This window comes from Belnapia rosea (genome assembly GCF_900101615.1).
In the GTDB taxonomy this organism is placed as follows: Bacteria; Pseudomonadota; Alphaproteobacteria; order Acetobacterales; family Acetobacteraceae; genus Belnapia; species Belnapia rosea.
Map to the genome: position 1 here is coordinate 1,221,639 of NZ_FMZX01000001.1, position 15,787 is coordinate 1,237,425.

At 72.4% G+C, this 15,787-nt stretch carries 14 protein-coding genes; 6 read left to right on the forward strand and 8 right to left on the reverse strand.

All coding sequences use genetic code 11. The annotated features are described in order from the left end of the window. Positions 1–175: 175 nt before the first annotated feature. Complete coding sequence (locus tag BLR02_RS05825; protein ID WP_090661318.1) at positions 176–1,570, forward strand: aspartate aminotransferase family protein; 1,395 nt, start codon at positions 176–178, stop codon at positions 1,568–1,570. Continuing rightward, entirely contained in the window at positions 1,567–2,808 is a 1,242-nt protein-coding gene (locus BLR02_RS05830; RefSeq protein ID WP_090661321.1) for an O-antigen ligase family protein, read from the forward strand. Before BLR02_RS05825 ends, BLR02_RS05830 begins: the two co-directional genes overlap by 4 nt. On the opposite strand, the gene BLR02_RS05835 is transcribed toward BLR02_RS05830, so the two are convergent. From BLR02_RS05835 to kdsA, 5 genes are read right to left on the reverse strand one after another with little or no spacing between them, the layout of a single operon-like run. Beyond that, positions 2,762–3,457 carry a response regulator gene (locus tag BLR02_RS05835; RefSeq protein WP_090661324.1) on the reverse strand — a complete coding sequence of 232 codons (696 nt, stop codon included), beginning with the start codon at positions 3,455–3,457 and terminating at the stop codon, positions 2,762–2,764. The genes BLR02_RS05830 and BLR02_RS05835 overlap by 47 nt on opposite strands. After that, a complete protein-coding gene (locus tag BLR02_RS05840; protein ID WP_090661327.1) occupies positions 3,454–6,120 on the reverse strand; it encodes a sensor histidine kinase in 2,667 nt (888 codons plus the stop codon). Before BLR02_RS05840 ends, BLR02_RS05835 begins: the two co-directional genes overlap by 4 nt. 8 nt (positions 6,121–6,128) lie before the next feature. Then, entirely contained in the window at positions 6,129–7,124 is a 996-nt protein-coding gene (locus BLR02_RS05845) for a KpsF/GutQ family sugar-phosphate isomerase (RefSeq protein ID WP_090661330.1), read from the reverse strand. Beyond that, positions 7,121–7,867: a 3-deoxy-manno-octulosonate cytidylyltransferase gene (locus BLR02_RS05850; RefSeq protein ID WP_090661333.1), complete on the reverse strand. Its 747-nt coding sequence runs from the start codon at positions 7,865–7,867 to the stop codon at positions 7,121–7,123. Before BLR02_RS05850 ends, BLR02_RS05845 begins: the two co-directional genes overlap by 4 nt. Then, on the reverse strand, positions 7,864–8,706 hold the full coding sequence (kdsA, locus tag BLR02_RS05855; protein WP_090661625.1) for a 3-deoxy-8-phosphooctulonate synthase: 843 nt from the start codon (positions 8,704–8,706) through the stop codon (positions 7,864–7,866). The genes BLR02_RS05850 and kdsA overlap by 4 nt, the downstream gene beginning before the upstream one ends. Positions 8,707–8,903: 197 nt before the next feature. On the opposite strand from kdsA, the gene BLR02_RS05860 reads away from it, so the two are divergent. After that, positions 8,904–9,740, forward strand: coding sequence for a flagellin (locus BLR02_RS05860; protein WP_090561949.1), 837 nt, complete (start codon positions 8,904–8,906; stop codon positions 9,738–9,740). A gap of 9 nt (positions 9,741–9,749) precedes the next feature. Here the strand turns inward: BLR02_RS05860 and BLR02_RS05865 are convergent, their stop codons facing one another. Next, positions 9,750–10,412 (reverse strand): hypothetical protein, encoded by a 663-nt coding sequence (locus BLR02_RS05865; RefSeq protein ID WP_090661336.1) that lies wholly within the window; start codon positions 10,410–10,412, stop codon positions 9,750–9,752. Between the two features lie 206 nt (positions 10,413–10,618). Between BLR02_RS05865 and BLR02_RS05870 the strand changes: the two genes are divergently transcribed. After that, positions 10,619–11,593, forward strand: coding sequence for a Bug family tripartite tricarboxylate transporter substrate binding protein (locus BLR02_RS05870; RefSeq protein WP_176849392.1), 975 nt, complete (start codon positions 10,619–10,621; stop codon positions 11,591–11,593). Here BLR02_RS05870 and tcuA read toward each other — a convergent pair. After that, positions 11,580–13,097 carry an FAD-dependent tricarballylate dehydrogenase TcuA gene (tcuA, locus tag BLR02_RS05875; RefSeq protein ID WP_090661344.1) on the reverse strand — a complete coding sequence of 506 codons (1,518 nt, stop codon included), beginning with the start codon at positions 13,095–13,097 and terminating at the stop codon, positions 11,580–11,582. The two genes, BLR02_RS05870 and tcuA, sit on opposite strands and share 14 nt — an antisense overlap. Before the next feature lie 52 nt (positions 13,098–13,149). After that, positions 13,150–13,794: a GntR family transcriptional regulator gene (locus BLR02_RS05880; RefSeq protein WP_090561941.1), complete on the reverse strand. Its 645-nt coding sequence runs from the start codon at positions 13,792–13,794 to the stop codon at positions 13,150–13,152. Positions 13,795–13,879: 85 nt separating this feature from the next. On the opposite strand from BLR02_RS05880, the gene BLR02_RS05885 reads away from it, so the two are divergent. Further along, the gene (locus BLR02_RS05885) at positions 13,880–14,749 is read left to right on the forward strand and encodes an HpcH/HpaI aldolase/citrate lyase family protein (protein WP_090561939.1); all 870 of its coding nucleotides are present in this window, start codon (positions 13,880–13,882) and stop codon (positions 14,747–14,749) included. Between the two features lie 163 nt (positions 14,750–14,912). Beyond that, the gene (locus BLR02_RS05890) at positions 14,913–15,743 is read left to right on the forward strand and encodes an alpha/beta fold hydrolase (RefSeq protein ID WP_090561937.1); all 831 of its coding nucleotides are present in this window, start codon (positions 14,913–14,915) and stop codon (positions 15,741–15,743) included. Positions 15,744–15,787: the final 44 nt, after the last annotated feature.

The following is a 15,787-nucleotide window of genomic DNA, read 5'->3' on the forward strand; positions in this document are numbered from 1 at the left end:
TCGAACTCTGCTTTGGCCGCGGACCTTGCCACCTGATGGCCGATGCCGTCCACGGGGGCGGCCAGACCTTCGCGGCCTGGTGTTCGGCCGCGCCGCGAACACGCCGCGTCGCCGGGACTTGGGTTGCCCGCCATTCCGCGCCTACACTCCCCCATCCGTCAGGAAGGCCACTGCCATGACCCCGCCCCGCAATTCCAATGCCGCCCGCGACATCGCCTATGCGCTGCATCCCTACACCGACCACAAGGCGCATCTGCAGAACGGCCCGCTGGTGATCAGCCGCGGCAAGGGCGTGCGGGTCTTCGACGAGCAGGGCAAGGAATACATCGAGAGCGTCGCCGGCCTCTGGTGCGCCAGCCTCGGCTTCGACAATGAGCGCCTGGTGCAGGCCGCGACCGACCAGATGCGGAAGCTCCCCTTCTACCACGCCTTCACCGCCAAGTCGCACGAGCCGCTGATCGACCTCAGCGAGATGCTGATCGAGCGCGCGCCCTCGCCGATGAGCAAGGTGTTCTTCGCCAATTCCGGCTCGGAGGCGAATGACAGCGCGATCAAGATGATCTGGTACATGAACAACGCCATCGGCCGGCCCGAGAAGAAGAAGATCATCGCCCGGCTGAAGGGCTATCACGGCATCACCCTGGCGGCCGCCTCGCTGACGGGCCTGCCGGCGAACCACAAGCTGTTCGACCTGCCGATCGCCGGCTTCCACCACGTCTCGACGCCGCACCACTACCACAACGCCCTGCCCGGCGAGTCGGAGGAGGATTTCGCCACCCGCCTCGCCGAGGAGCTGGAGCAGAAGATCCTGGCCGAGGGGCCGGAGACGGTCGCCGCCTTCTGGGCCGAGCCGATCATGGGCGCCGGCGGCGTCATCCTGCCGCCCGCCGGCTACTTCCCCAAGATCCAGGCGGTGCTGAAGAAGTACGACGTGCTCTTCGTCGCCGATGAGGTGATCTGCGGCTTCTGGCGCACCGGCAGCTACTGGGGCAGCCAGACGCTCGACATCCAGCCGGACATCCTGGTCTGCGCCAAGGCGCTCTCGGCCTCCTACCTGCCGATCTCGGCGGTGCTGGTGAACGAGCGCGTCTTCCAGGGCATCGCCGAGGGCTCCTCCTCCGTCGGCACCTGGGGCCATGGATTCACCTATTCCGGCCATCCGGTGCCGGCCGCCGTCGCGATCGAGACGCTGAAGATCTATGACGAGATGGATATCGGCGGCCATGTGAAGAAAGTTGGCGCGCATATGCAGGCGCAGCTCCGCGCCCGCTTCGCCGACCACCCGATGGTGGGCGAGGTGCGCGGCACCGGCCTGATCGGCGCCATCGAGCTGGTCGCCGACAAGGACGCGAAGCGGAACTTCGACCCGGCCCAGAAGGTCGGCGCCCGCCTGACCAAGCTCGGCGAGCAGAACGGCGTCATCATGCGCGCCATGACCAATGACAGCATCGGCTTCTCCCCGCCGCTCATCATCAGCGAGGAGGAGGTGGACGAGATGCTGAACCGGGTGGCGAAGTCGCTGGACGAGGTCATGGTGCAGGTGCGCCGCGAGAGCCTCTCCGCCGTTTGACGCGCCTCGCCTGGTCCCCCTCGCTGCCGGTCGCCGCAGCCCTCGCGGTCGGCCCGGCGGCGGGGGTGCTGCAATCGAAGGCGCTGGCGCCCATCGCGGTGGCGGCGCTCCTCCTCTCCGTGCTGGCGCATCGCCGGCGGCACGGCGCCTGGCCCTGGCCGCGCGGCGCCGCGGCCTGGCTCGCGATCGGCCTCTTCGGCTGGGCGGCGGTGACGGCGCTCTGGGCGATCGAGCCGCTGCGCGCCCTCGGCACCTCGCTCCAGCTCGGCGGCTTCGTCGCCCTCGGCGCCGCGGCGGCGCGGGCGGTGGCGGAGGATGACGAGGCCGCCAGGCGCCGGCTGATGCTGGCGGCGACCGGGGGCCTCACCGCCGGCATCCTGCTCGCAGGCCTCGATGCCGCGACGGGCAATGCCATCCGCGCCGCCGTGCGCGGGCTGAAGGAGATCCCGCCGACGCTGGCCTTCGGCCTCAAGCCGGCCGCCTCCGCCATGGCGCTCTGGCTGCCGCTGGTCGCGGCGGCGCCGCTGAGCCGCTGGCTGCGGGCGGCCGTCATCGCGGCCGGCGCCACCGTGCTGGTGCTGCTGCCCGGCGAGGCGGCGAAGCTCGCCGTGCTCTCCGGCCTGCTGGTCGGCGGCCTCGCCCTGCTGCTGCCGCGTGGTGGCCGCATTGCGCTCGGCGCCGTCCTGGCCATCGCCCTCATCGCCATGCCGATGCTGCTCGGCCCGGTGCTGGCCCGCGGCGTGCCCGCCGCCGGCATCCCGCCCTCGGCGGCGCACCGGCTGCTGATCTGGGATTTCGTCATCACCCGCATCGCCGACCGCCCCCTGCTCGGCTGGGGGATGGAGGCGAGCCGCGCCGTGCCCGGCCACCGCAGCCATCCGGGCCCCGAGGCCATGGTCCGCTTCGGCCTCGGCCTGACGGAGCGGACCGCCTGGCTGTCCGGCGCCGAGCTGCTGCCGCTGCACCCGCATAACGGCGCGCTGCAGCTGCGGCTGGAGCTCGGCTGGCCCGGCGTGCTGATCGCCGCGGCGCTGGCGGCCGCGCTGGCGCTGGCCTGCGTCTCGCCGGTGGCGCTGGCGATGCTGGCGGCCGGCGCCGTCACCGCCATGCTGAGCTTCGGCGCCTGGCAGGAATGGTGGGTCGGGGCGGAGCTGCTGGCCGTCGCCGCCGCGGCTGGGGTGCGGCGGCGGCCTAGCCTTCCTCCGCCAGGCGGTAGCCCACCGCCGGCTCCGTCCTGACCAGGGCGGCGGCCGGCCCCAATTTCTGCCGGAGATGCCCGACATAGACGCGGAGATACTGCGCGTCCTCGGCATGCGCCGGGCCCCAGACGGCGGTGAGCAGCTGGCGCTGGGTCACCACCCGGCCGCCCGCCTTCAGCAGCACGACCAGCAGCTCCCACTCCCGGGGCGTCAGCTTCAGCGCCTCGCCGGCCAGGCGGGCGAGGCGCCGGCCGAGATCGACCTCGAGCAGCCCGAGCCGCACCACCCCGCCCGGATCCGGCTCCCCCGCCGCCGCCGCCGCGCGGCGCAGCCCGGCACGGATGCGCGCCAGCAGCTCCGCCAGGGCGAAGGGCTTCTCCACATAGTCATCGGCCCCGGCATCGAGCGCCGCCACCTTCTCCGCCTCGCGGTCCCGGGCCGAGACGACGATGACCGGCGCGGCGCTGAAGGCGCGCAGCCGGGCCAGCGCCTCCTTCCCGTCGAGATCGGGCAGGCCGAGATCGAGCAGCACCAGGGCCGGCGCCCGCGTCGCCGCCAGCCGCAGCCCCTCGGCCGCCGTCTCCGCCCGCAGCGGCTCATAGCCCGCCGCCGCCAGTGCCGGGCCGAGGAAGCGGTGGATCTGCGCCTCGTCGTCGATGACGAGCACGCGCGGCCCCGCGCCACTCATGCCGGGAAGCGCAGCGTCACCCGCGTCCCCTGCCCGCCCGCCACCACCGGGCTCTCCGCCCCGATCCGCCCGCCCATCGCCACGGTCAGCCCGCGTGCGATGGCGAGGCCGAGCCCCGTGCCGGCGACGATCCGGTCCGTGCGGCTGGCCCGGAAGAAGGGATCGAAAACCCGACCCAGCGCCTCGGCCGGAATGCCCGGCCCGCTATCCTCGATGGCAACCGCCACCTCATGCCCCTCGCGCCGCACCGTCACCGAGACCTCGCCCGCGGCGCCCGAGAATTTCAGCGCATTGTCGAGCAGGTTGCCGAGCACCTGGTCGAGCAGCGCCGGGTCCAGCCGCGGGGCCGGCAGGCGCGGGTCGAAGCGTCGCGCGATCCGCCGGCCGGTGGCGCGCTCCAGCCGCCCCGCCGCTGCCTCCACCGCCTCGACCAGATCCACCGGCTCCCGCCGCGGCTCCACCTGGCCGTTCTCCAGCCGGACGATGTCGAGGATATTGGCCAGGGTGCGGGTCAGCCGCACCGTCTCCTCCTCCGCCGTCGCCAGCAGGTCGTCCCGCACCGCCGGGGCCAGCGCCTCGCCCGGCAAGCGCAGCGCGCCGAGCGCGCCGCGGATGGAGGTCAGCGGCGTCCGCAGGTCGTGGCCGAGCGAGGTGAGCAGGGCCAGGCGCAGCTGCTCCGTCTCCGCCCGCGCCGCGTCGCGGGCCGCCGCCTCGACCAGCTCGATGCGCTCGATGGCGACCGCCGCCTGGTCCAGCAGCGCGGCGAGGCTGCGGTCCGTCTCCGGCTCGAGCCGTGCCGCCTCGCCCAGCCGCAGCCCGACCAGCCCGACAAGCCCGCGCGCCGTCCGCATCGGGCGGAACTGCCATGCCGTGCCGGCGGGCAGCGTATCCGTCCCGCGCCCGGTCGGGCGGCCATGCGCCATGGCCCAACGAGCGGCGGCCATGGCGGCGTCATCCGGCTCGGCATCGATGGGGATGGCAGCGCGCAGCACCGGCTCCGGTTCCGCCTGGCCGGGCGCGGGCGGCAGCGGCATCAGCACGCAGGCCGGGCGGCCGGCGATCCGCTCCGCCTCCCGCGCCACCGCCTCCAGCAGGTCCCCGAGGGTGCCGGGCGCGCCGAGGCGCCGGCTGAACTCCACCAGCCGCCGCAGCCCGAGCAGCCGCGCCCGCGCCGCCCGCACCGAGCGGCCAAGGCCGCCCGTCGTCCCCGCCAGCAGCAGCGCCACCAGGCTGAAGACAGCGGCGCCGACGATATCCTGCGCCGCCGCAATGGTCAGGCTGTAGCGCGGCGGCAGGAACAGGTAGTTCCAGGCGAGGAAGGACAGCGCCGCCACCGCCAGGCCGTGCGGCGCGCCGAAGCCCACAGCGGCCGCGACGATGCCGGCGAGATAGATCATCCCCATCGCGCCTTCCGGCACGATGCCATCCAGGACGAAGGCGGCGAGCGTCGCCGCCCCGACCAGCCCCGGCACCGCGGCCCAGCCGAGCCATGCCGGCCAGGCCCGCGCCTCGCGCGGCGGCGGTGGCGGCAGCGCGGATTCCGGCACCAGGTGCAGGGCGAAATCCACCCCCTGCCGCAGCAGCGCCGCCGAGAGCGTCCGGCCCGTCAGGCGCCGCCAGGCCGATGGGCGGCCACGGCCGAGGACGAGATGCGTCGCGTTGCGCGCCCGGGCCTCGGCGAGGATCGCCCGGGGCAGGTCCGTGGCCACCACCGTCTCGGCCTGGGCGCCGAGCGCCTCCGCCTCGCGCAGGGCGGCGGCAGCGGCGCCGCCATCGCCCGGCGCCGCGGGCCGCTCGACATGCAGCGCCAGCAGCGGCGCCCGCAGCGCATCGGCGATGCGCCGCGCATGCCGCACCACCGCCTCCGCCCCCGGCTCGCTGCCGACCAGCGCCAGCACCCGCTCACCGCTCGGCCAGGGGCCGGCGATGGCATGGGCGCGCATATAGCCGGTGACATCGGCATCGACCCGCTCGGCGGTGCGCCGCAGCGCCATCTCGCGCAAGGCGGCGAGATTCCCCTCGCGGAAAAAGCCGCGCAGCGCCCGCTCCGCCTGGTCGGGGCGATAGACCTTGCCGGCGCGCATCCGCTCCAGCAATTCGGCGGGCGGGATGTCGATCAGCTCCACCGCATCCGCCTCGGCCAGCACGCGGTCCGGCACCGTCTCGGCGACGCGGATGCCGGTGACACGGGCAACAGGGTCGGCGAGGCTTTCCAGATGCTGGACGTTCATCGTCGTCCAGACCTCGATCCCCGCCTCGCGCAGCTCCTCCACATCCTGCCAGCGCTTCGGGTGGCGGCTGCCCGGCACGTTGCTATGGGCGAGCTCGTCGAGCAGCAGGATGCCGGGCCGCCGCGCCAGCGCCGCGTCCAGGTCGAACTCCTCGAGGCTGCGGCTGCCGCCCGGCCCGGCGTAGGGGATCGCCGCACGCGGCAGCACCGGCAGCGGGCCGAGCTGCGCCGCGGTCTCCGCCCGCCCATGGGTCTCGACGATGCCGACCAGCACATCCGCCCCGCCGGCGTGGCGCCGCCGCGCCTCGGCCAGCATCTCGAAGGTCTTGCCGACGCCGGGCGCCGCGCCGAGGAAGACCTTCAGCCGTCCCCGCCCCTCCCGTTGCGCGAGGGCCAGCAGCGCATCCGGGTCGGGGCGCGCCGGCTCCTCCATGGGGGCGGCTAGACCACCCCCGCCGAGAGCAGCTGCTGCACATGCAGCAGCCCGACCGGGCGCCGCCCGTCCTGCACCACCAGCACGTTGATCTTCCGCGCATTCATCTCGGCGAGCGCCGCGCTGGCGATCTCCTCCGGCACGGTATGGCGCGGCGCGCGGGTCATCACCGCCCGGACCGGCTCGGCCAGGATGCCGGGATGCATGTGCCGGCGCAGGTCGCCATCGGTGACGATCCCGACCACCTCGCCCGCCGCATCCACCACCACGGCGCAGCCGAGGCTGTGGCCGGTCATGGCGATGATCGCCTCGCCCATCGCCGCGTCCTCGCGCACCAGCGGCAGGTCGGGCGCGCGCTGCATCACCTCGCCCACGGTGAGCAGCTGAGCGCCGAGCTTGCCGCCGGGATGGAAGCGGTGGAACTCGGCCGGGGTGAAGCCGCGCCGCTCCAGCAGCGCCATGGCCAGCGCATCGCCGATCGCCATCTGGATCAGGGTGGAGGTGGTCGGCGCCAGCCCATGCGGGCAGGCCTCGGTCACGCCGGGCAGGATCAGCGGGATGTCGGCGGCATGGCCGAGCGCGCTCTCGGCCCGGCCGGTGATGGCGATCAGCCTGACGCCGAAGCGGCGCGAGTAATGGATGATGTCGCGCAGCTCCGCCGTGCCGCCGGACCAGGAGAGCGCCAGCACGACGTCCGCCGCCGTCAGCATGCCGAGATCGCCATGGCTGGCTTCGGCCGGATGCAGGAACAGCGCCGGCGTGCCGGTGGAGGCGAGCGTCGCCGCGATCTTGCGGCCGACATGCCCGCTCTTGCCCATGCCGGTGACGACGACGCGGCCGGTGGCGGCGAAGATCGTCTCCACCGCCCGCGCCAGCGCCTCGCCGAGCGGGCCGTCGAGCGCCGTGGCGAGCGCCGCCATCCCCTCCTGCTCCACCGCGATGGTGCGGGCGATGGTGGCGCGGATGCGGCCCGCATCCGTGCCGTGCTTCAGCGCCGCGCTCATCGGGCGGGCATCTCGCAGCGGGCGAGCATCTCCCGGGCGCGCGCCAGGTCCTCCGGCGTGTCGACGCCGAGCGGCACCACATCCACCTCCTGCGCGTCGATCCGCATGCCGGCCTCGAGCGCCCGCAGCTGCTCCAGCCGCTCCCGCCGCTCCAGCGCCGAGGGCGGCAGGGCGACGAAGCGCGCCAGCGTCTCCCGCCGCCAGGCATAGAGGCCGATATGGTGGTAGAGCGGGCCCTCGCCCCAGGGCGCCGTCGCCCGGGTGAAGTAGAGCGCGCGATGCCGTCCGCCGCCGAGCGGGCTGCCCACCATCTTCACCACCTGCGGGGCGGTGCGCTCCTCCTCCCGCACGATCTCGGCGACCAGCGTCCCGAGCGCCACCTCGGGCGCCGCCATCAGCGCCGCCGCGGCGCGGATCGCCGCCGGGTCGATGGTCGGCAGGTCGCCCTGGACGTTGATGACCAGGTCATGCCGGCCGTCCGGGTCGAGCCGGCCAAGCGCCTCATGGATCCGGTCGGAGCCGGAAGGGTGGTCCGCGCCGGTCATCACCGCCTGCCCGCCCGCTGCCCGTACCGCCTCGACGATGGCGGGGCTGTCGGTCGCCACCGCCACCGGCCCGGCATCGGCCTCCTGCACCCGGCGCAGGACGTGGACGATCATCGGCAGGCCATGGATATCGGCCAGCGGCTTGCCCGGCAGGCGCGTGGCGGCCAGCCGCGCCGGGATCAGGACGATGGGGTTCATGCCCCCGCCCGCTGCTTAGCCAGCGCGTCGAACTCCATCAGCGTCTCGATCAGCCTCGGGAAGTCGCGCAGCGGCACCATGTTCGGCCCGTCCGAGGGCGCATGGTCCGGGTCCTGGTGCGTCTCGATGAAGACGCCGGCGACGCCGACCGCGACCGCGGCGCGCGCCAGCACGGGGACGAATTCCCGCTGGCCGCCGGAGGAGGTGCCCTGCCCGCCCGGCTGCTGCACGGAATGGGTGGCATCGAAGATCACCGGCGCGCCCATCGCCGCCATGATCGGCAGCGCCCGCATGTCGGAGACCAGCGTGTTGTAGCCGAAGGAGGCGCCACGCTCCGTCGCCAGCACGCGCGGGTTGCCGGCGCCGGTGACCTTGGCGATGACATTCTTCATGTCCCAGGGCGCCAGGAACTGGCCCTTCTTGACGTTGACCACCCGCCCGGTCGCGGCGGCCGCCACCAGCAGGTCGGTCTGCCGGCACAGGAAGGCCGGGATCTGCAGCACATCCACCGCCTCGGCGACGGGCGCGCACTGGCCTGGCTCATGCACGTCGGTCAGCACCGGCAGGCGCAGGCTCTCGCGGATCTCGGCGAAGACGGGCAGCGACTGCGCCATCCCCATCCCGCGCGCGCCGCCGGCGCTGGTGCGGTTGGCCTTGTCGAAGCTCGCCTTGAAGACGAGGCCGAAGCCGAGCCCGGCGGCGATCTCGCGCAGCGCCGAGGCCATCTCCAGCCCATGCGCGCGGCTTTCCAGCTGGCAGGGGCCGGCGATGACGGCGAGCGGCAGTTGGTTGCCGATGCGGACCTGGCCGATGGTGACGACCGGATCTGGGGCGGACATGGCGATGCTGTTCCTCAGGGCGCGGATGCGCGCCGTGGCGCCGGTATCCCCCATTCCGCCCGGCCGGATCAAGACAGGGCGGATTATCGGCGGCGCCGCGGAATTCCCCGGCCCGCTTCATCGGTTCTTTACCCGGAACGGGAATCATCGCCTCAACCGGCCCGAGGATTGCGGTCGCCAGCCAAGGGAAAAGCCCGATGCCGCTGAATTCCGTGAACACCAATGTCGGCGCCATGGTGGCGCTCCAGTCGCTGAACCGTACCGGCGACGAGCTATCCGCAACCCAGAAGCGCATCTCGACCGGCTACCGCGTTGCCGATGCGAAGGATGACGGCGCGGCCTATGCGGTCGCCGAGCGCATCCGCGGCGCGGTTGCGGCCACCACCTCGGCCAATGAACAGCTGGGCGGCGTCAAGGGCCTGCTCGATGTCTCGAACGCCGCGCTCGAGAACGTCTCCTCCACGCTGAACAAGCTGCAGGCCGTGACGGTGAAGCTGGCGGACGGCACCATCACGCCGGAGCAGCGCAGCCAGTACCAGTCCCAGGCCGGCGAGCTGACGAAGAACATCAAGTCCTTCATCAAGGACGCCAGCTATAACGGCCTGAACGTGCTGAACGACCCGGGCACCCTCGCCGTGCAGGTCGTCACCAACGGCAGCGGCACCTACTACACCTTCAGCGGCTTCAAGGCGCTGACCAATGTCTTCAACAGCGTCTCCGCTGCCAGCACCTGGACGCGCGGCGCCGCCTCCGCCGCGCTGACCAAGACCGGCGCGGTCGGCAAGGCCATCACCAACACCCTTACCCAGCTCAATAATTTCGGCAGCTACTCGAACTACATCGACAGCCAGATCAACTACAACAAGTCGATCCTGGATGCGCAGCAGAGCGGCCTCGGCGCGCTGATCGACACCGACATGGCGAAGGAAAGCGCCCGCCTCCAGGCATTGCAGATCCGCCAGCAGCTCGGCACCCAGGCGCTCGGCATCGCCAACCAGGCGCCGCAGTCCCTGGTCAGCCTGTTCCGCGGCTGAGCACGCCGCTCAATTCCGCCGCATGGCCCAGAAGCCGGGCGGCGGCGTGGCGCTTGCAGCCCCGAGGCGCGGCGGCGGCCCAACCGGGGCAGGCTCGGCGATCGGCGGCAAGGGCGTCAGCGGACGCTGGGGCGGCCCTCCGGGCGTGCCGGTGACGGGCGGCAGGGCTTCATAGGACCGTGGCGCCGGCGGGCGGGGCGACACGTCCGGCACCGGCGCGAAGACCGGCTCGCTGAAGATTGGCCCGCTACTGACGGCCGCGGCCGGCGGGGATGCCGGCGCCACCGGGCTGCCCGTCAGCGCCGCCAGCGAGGGCGGCTCGGCCGGCAGCAGGCTGGCCCGGCCCGTTGGCAGCGCGGCAGGCAGGGCTGCCGGGCCGGCCGGCATGGGCTGCGCCAACAGGATCGGCGCCGCCCCGGCCTGCAGCGGCGCCGCGCCATCCGCGCAGCGATAGATCAGGTCGTAATCCGTCGGGTTGATCTGCCGGCGCAGCATCTGGGCCTGGCGGCCAAGGCTGCCGCAATGCGCGGCCGCCTCGTTCAGCGCCTGCCGGGCCGCGCCGCCGAGGTCGCGGCTCGCCACGGCCAGCCGGAAGTTGCCATCGGCCAGCGGTGTCACGCCTGAGGAGCGCGGGGGCGAACAGCCGGCCAGCACCCCCATCGCGATCGCCATCCATGCTGCCGCCCGCATCCGCCCCCTGACTCCCCTGCCCGGCCGCCTTGTAACGGTTTAGTGAGGCGGACGGCAGCGCAAAACGCAGGGCGGGATCGCCAGCGGTCCGGCTTCCCCTCATGCGTGACAGGCCGGCCACTCTCGCCTGCGGCCGCCGCGTGGCGCATGCTGCCGCGGACCATCAGGACTGGTCGGAGAGGAGCATCATGGCCGCTATCACCCGCCGTACCGCGCTGGCCGCGCCGGCCATGCTGCTGGCCAGCGGCGCCCGGGCCCAGCCCGGCTGGCCCGGCAGGCCGGTCACGCTGATAGTCCCCTGGGCGCCCGGCGGCTCGAATGACGTGGTGGCCCGGCTGCTCACCCCTCAGCTGGAGGCCCGCTTCGGCCAGCCCTTCATCATCGAGAACCGCCCGGGCGGCGGCGGCAGCGTCGGGATGGGGCTGGTAGCGCGGGCCCGGCCGGACGGGCTCACCCTCCTTGTCTCCTCCGCCTCCAACCATGTCTTCCACCCGCTCATCGCCCGCGACCTCGGCTATGACCCCCGGGAGGCGCTGCAGGGCATCGCCATGCTGGTCGATGTGCCGAATGTGCTGGCCGCCACGAAGGGCCTCGGGGTGCGGACCGTGCCGGAGCTGATCGCCAAGGTGCAGGCGGACCCGCGCGGGATGAGCTTCGGCTCCTCCGGCGTCGGCTCCTCCAACCACCTGGCGGGGGAGCTCTTCCGGCTGAGGACCGGGCTCGACCTGACCCATATCCCCTATCGCGGCGGCGGCCAGGCCATCACCGACCTCGTGGCCGGCACGGTGCCGATGGTCTTCCTCAACCTGCCCACCGTGATCGGCCCGGCCGAGTCCGGCCAGGTGGTGATCCTCGCCGTCGGCACGGACCAGCGGGTCGCCAGCCGGCCCGATATCCCAACCATGCAGGAGGGCGGCGTGCCGGATTACGCCGTCCGCTCCTGGACCGGGCTCTTCGCCCCCCGCGGCACGCCCCGCCCGGTCATCGAGGCGCTCGCCCCGGCCCTGCGGGAGATCCTGGCCATGCCCGCCATCCGCACCCGCCTCACCGAGATGGCGAGCGAGCCGATCTGGATGGACCCGGCCGAGACCGACCGCTTCGTCGCCGCGGAGTACGAACGTTGGGCGCCCGTCATCCGCACGGCGAATGTCAGGCTGGAATAGGCGCCGCCATCCCCCCGGCATTGGTCTTCATGTCGCCCGCCGCCGTGGCGCCGGCCAGCTTGCCGAAGACCATCCCGTTGATGAGGCCCGAGCCACCGGGATAGTTGAAGTAGAACACCCCGCCCACCAGCTCCCCGGCCGCATAGAGGCCGGGGATCGGCTGCTGGTCGTCATCCAGCACCCGCGCCTCGGTATCGATGCGCAGGCCCCCGAAGGTGAATGTGATGCCGCAACCCACCTGATAGGCCTCGAAAGGCCCCTCATCGATGGTGTTCGCCCAGTTGGACTTGTTGACGGCGAGGCCTTCCGTGCAGCGGCCATCCTTGATGTTCGGGTTGAAGGGCACGTCCTTCCGCACCGCGGCGTTGTAGGCGCGGATCTCCTCGAGGAAAGCGCGGCCGTCCACGCCCTCGAGCTTGCCCGCCAGCTCCTCCAGCGTATCCGCCTTCACCTTCGTCACCTGCTTGATGCGGTACTCGTCGCGAAGCTGCTTCTCGACCTTCCGGTCGAAGACCTGCCAGGCGAAATTGCCCGGCTGCTCCAGCACCACGCGGCCGTATTTCGCATAGGTGTAGTTGCGGAAATCGGCGCCCTCGTCGAGGAAGCGCTTGCCGTTCGCGTTGATCAGCACCGACCAGGGGTAGGAATGCTTCTGGAAGGCGTCGCCCACCGCCAGGTCGCCATATTCCGGCGCGTTGAAGTCCCACTGCACCGCATGGCAGCCGGAGTAATTGCCGAAGGGCGAGGCGCCGATCTCGAGCGCCATCTTGATCCCGTCGCCGGTGTTGAAGCGGGTGCCGCGCACCTTCGCCAGCTCCCAGCCCTGGCCGAGATAGCGGGTACGCATCTCGGCATCGCCCTGGAAGCCGCCTGCCGCCAGGATCACCGCCGGCGCCTTGATGTCGTAGATGCGGCCGGGCGACTTCACCTGCACGCCCAGCACCTTGAAGCCGTCATAAAGGATTTTCTGCGCCCGCGTCGCGTAGCGGATCTCGATCCCCTTCTTCCTGGCGATCTCGGTCTCGGCCTGCACCAGGCCCGGCCCGCCGCCATAGGCGGCGACGGTCAGCCCGCCCCAGAATTTGAAGCGCCCATCCACCTTGAAGGCCTGCTGGCCCCAGATCGGCGCGAACTTCACCCCCTTGCCGTGCAGCCACTTCATCGTCTCGAAGCTCTGGCGGACCAGGATCTCGCAGAGGTTGGGGTCGGTGCGGTTCCGCGTGACGCGGAACATGTCGTCGAAGAACTGGTCCTCGGTATAGGTGCCGAAATCGGTGATGGCGATCTCGGCCTCCGTCAGGTCGGGCATGATCGCCTTCAGGTCCTCGACGCCGCGATAGGCGAAGCGGATGTTGCCGGCGGTGAAGCGGGTATTGCCGCCCGCCTCCTCCTCCGGCGCCCGTTCCAGCACGACCACCCGCGCGCCCTGCTCCTGCGCCGAGAGGGCGGCGCAGAAAGCCGCGTTCCCGCCGCCGACCACGATGACATCGAATTCCTCGGCCATGCCCGCCCTCCAAAATTTGTGCACCGATGTATACATCGGCTGGAGCGGCTGTCTAGGCCGGCTCCGCCGCCGCCATCGCCAGCCTTGCCTCATGCGCCGCGGCGATATGCGCCCGCGCCGCCGCCTCCGCCGCCGCCGCATCCCGCGCCGCCACGGCAGCGACGATCCGCCCATGCTCCTCCCGCGCCGCGGCGGCGCGGCCCGGCTCCTCCAGCGTCGTCGGGCCCAGCAGCAGCAGCGCATCGCTGATCGGGGCCAGCGCCCGCAGCAGGTAGCGGTTATGGGCCGCCTGGTGCAGCGCGCGGTGGAAACGCCGGTTGTGCTCCGCCACCGCCTCGGGTGGGATGCGTGCTTCCTCCTCGACCAGCCTTTGCAGCAGCATGATGTCCGGTCGCCCGGCATGCCGCGCCGCAAGCCGGGCCGCGGTGGCCTCCAGCGCCTCCCGCATGCCGTAGAGCTCATCCACCTCGGCATGGTCGTATTGCGCGACGCAGAGGCCGCGCGCCGGACGGTGGGCGATCAGACCCTCTGCCTGCAGCCGGCGGATCGCCTCCCGCACCGGCGTCCGGCTCATGCCGAGCCAGTCCGCCAGTTCCACCTCCACCACCCGCTGGCCCGGCCGGAAGGCGCCGCTCCGCAGCCCCTCGCGGAATCGGTCATAGGCCTGGTCGGCGAGGCTTCCGGCTATACGGGGCATGGCTCTGGATACAGCCGTATGCAAGGCTCCCGCAAGCATGGCCCGCAAACATTGACCGGGCCGCGCGCCGGGGCAACCATCCCCCATGCGCACCCTCCCGACCTGGCGATCCCTGCTCTATGTCCCGGCGACGCGGGAGAGCTTCATCGCCCGCGCCCATACCCGCGGCGCCGATGCCATCATCCTCGACCTCGAGGATGCCGTCGCCCCGGCCGAGAAGCCCGCCGCCCGCGCCGCGCTGGCCGGCGCCATCCCGCGCGTGAGGCAGGGCGGCGCCGAGGCCTGCGTCCGCATCAACCGTCCGCTGCGGATGGCCGCGCTCGACATCGAGGCCGCCATCGCCGCCGGCGCCGATGCGCTGGTCCTCACCAAGCTGATGGGCCCCGACCATGTCCGCCTGCTGTCGGAGCTGATCGCCGAGAGCGAGGCCGCCCACGGCATCCCGCCCGGCCGCACCCGCTGCATCGGCCTGGTCGAGACCGCCGAGGCACTCTCCTCCATGGAGGCCATCGCCCGCGCCGACCCGCGCCTCGTCGCCCTCGGCGCCGGCGGCGAGGACCTGGCGACCGATCTCGGTGCCGAGCCCTCGCCCGATGCGCTCTATGTGCCGAAGATGATGGCGGTGCTGGCCGCCCGCGCCGCCGGAATCCTGCCACTCGGCTTCATCGGCACCGTCGCCGGCCTCTCCGACCCGGAGGGCTACCGCGCCATGCTCCGCCGCTCGCGCAAGCTCGGCTTCGCCTGCGCCAGCTGCGTCCACCCGTCGCAGGTCCCGGTGATCAACGAGGAGTATGGCGACAGCCCGGAGGCGATAGACCAGGCCCGCCGCATGGTCGCCGCCTTCGAGGCCGCACTCGCCAGTGGCATCGGCGCCGTCAGCTTCGAGGGCCGGATGATCGACGAGCCGGTGGTCGAACGCGCCCGCCGCCTCCTCGCCCGCGCCGGGGACCGCTGACGCTGCTGCGGCCCGCTCGCATCATCGCCTCATAACCAGACAAGCCAGGCGGCCCGCCAGGCCCGAGGCTGACCGCCCGGCATCGACCGCTCGGCCCCCACCGGGCTTCGGGCTGCCGCAACGCCTTCGCCAATCCGTTCCATCCACTGCGAGGACCAATCCGATGGGCATGATCACCACCAAGGACGGCGTCGAGATCTTCTACAAGGACTGGGGCCCCAAGGACGCCCAGCCCCTCGTCTTCCACCATGGCTGGCCGCTCAGCTCGGACGACTGGGACGCCCAGATGCTCTACTTCCTCGGCAAGGGCTTCCGCGTCGTCGCGCATGACCGGCGCGGCCATGGCCGCTCGACGCAGGTCGGAGACGGCCATGACATGGACCACTACGCCGCCGATGCCGCGGCGGTGTTCGAGCATCTCGACCTGCGGAACTCCGTCCATATCGGACATTCCACCGGCGGCGGCGAGGCGCTGCACTACGTCGTCCGCCATGGCCGCGGCCGCGCGGCGAAGCTGGTGCTGATCAGCGCCGTGCCGCCGATCATGGTGAAGACGCCCTCCAACCCAGGCGGCCTGCCGATCGAGGTGTTCGACGGCCTCCGCCAGCAGCTCGCCGCCAACCGCGCGCAATTCTACCTCGACCTCCCGAGCGGCCCCTTCTACGGCTTCAACCGGCCGGGCGCGGCGGTCTCCCAGGGCGTGATCCAGAATTGGTGGCGCCAGGGGATGATCGGCGGCGCCAAGGCGCAGTACGACGGCATCAAGGCCTTCTCGGAGACCGACTTCAACGAGGACCTGAAGATGGTCGACCTGCCGACCCTCGTCATGCATGGCGATGACGACCAGATCGTGCCGATCGCCGATGCCGGGCTGCTCTCCGCCAAGCTGGTGAAGAACGCGGTCCTCAAGGTCTACAAAGGCTACCCGCACGGCATGTGCACGACGCATGCCGATGTCATCAACGAGGACCTGCTCGCCTTCATCCGGGGCTGAGCGAAGGGCAACCGGGGGCGCGGGCCATGCCTGCGCCCCCGGTG

Coding starts and splice junctions, on each gene's coding strand:
- BLR02_RS05825 (WP_090661318.1), top strand. CDS start 176: ATGACCCCGCCCCGCAATTCCAATGCCGCCCGCGACATCGCCTATGCG.
- BLR02_RS05835 (WP_090661324.1), bottom strand. CDS start 3,457: ATGAGTGGCGCGGGGCCGCGCGTGCTCGTCATCGACGACGAGGCGCAG.
- BLR02_RS05840 (WP_090661327.1), bottom strand. CDS start 6,120: ATGGAGGAGCCGGCGCGCCCCGACCCGGATGCGCTGCTGGCCCTCGCG.
- BLR02_RS05845 (WP_090661330.1), bottom strand. CDS start 7,124: ATGAGCGCGGCGCTGAAGCACGGCACGGATGCGGGCCGCATCCGCGCC.
- BLR02_RS05850 (WP_090661333.1), bottom strand. CDS start 7,867: ATGAACCCCATCGTCCTGATCCCGGCGCGGCTGGCCGCCACGCGCCTG.
- kdsA (WP_090661625.1), bottom strand. CDS start 8,706: ATGTCCGCCCCAGATCCGGTCGTCACCATCGGCCAGGTCCGCATCGGC.
- BLR02_RS05860 (WP_090561949.1), top strand. CDS start 8,904: ATGCCGCTGAATTCCGTGAACACCAATGTCGGCGCCATGGTGGCGCTC.
- BLR02_RS05865 (WP_090661336.1), bottom strand. CDS start 10,412: ATGGCGATCGCGATGGGGGTGCTGGCCGGCTGTTCGCCCCCGCGCTCC.
- BLR02_RS05870 (WP_176849392.1), top strand. CDS start 10,619: ATGGCCGCTATCACCCGCCGTACCGCGCTGGCCGCGCCGGCCATGCTG.
- tcuA (WP_090661344.1), bottom strand. CDS start 13,097: ATGGCCGAGGAATTCGATGTCATCGTGGTCGGCGGCGGGAACGCGGCT.
- BLR02_RS05880 (WP_090561941.1), bottom strand. CDS start 13,794: ATGCCCCGTATAGCCGGAAGCCTCGCCGACCAGGCCTATGACCGATTC.
- BLR02_RS05885 (WP_090561939.1), top strand. CDS start 13,880: ATGCGCACCCTCCCGACCTGGCGATCCCTGCTCTATGTCCCGGCGACG.
- BLR02_RS05890 (WP_090561937.1), top strand. CDS start 14,913: ATGGGCATGATCACCACCAAGGACGGCGTCGAGATCTTCTACAAGGAC.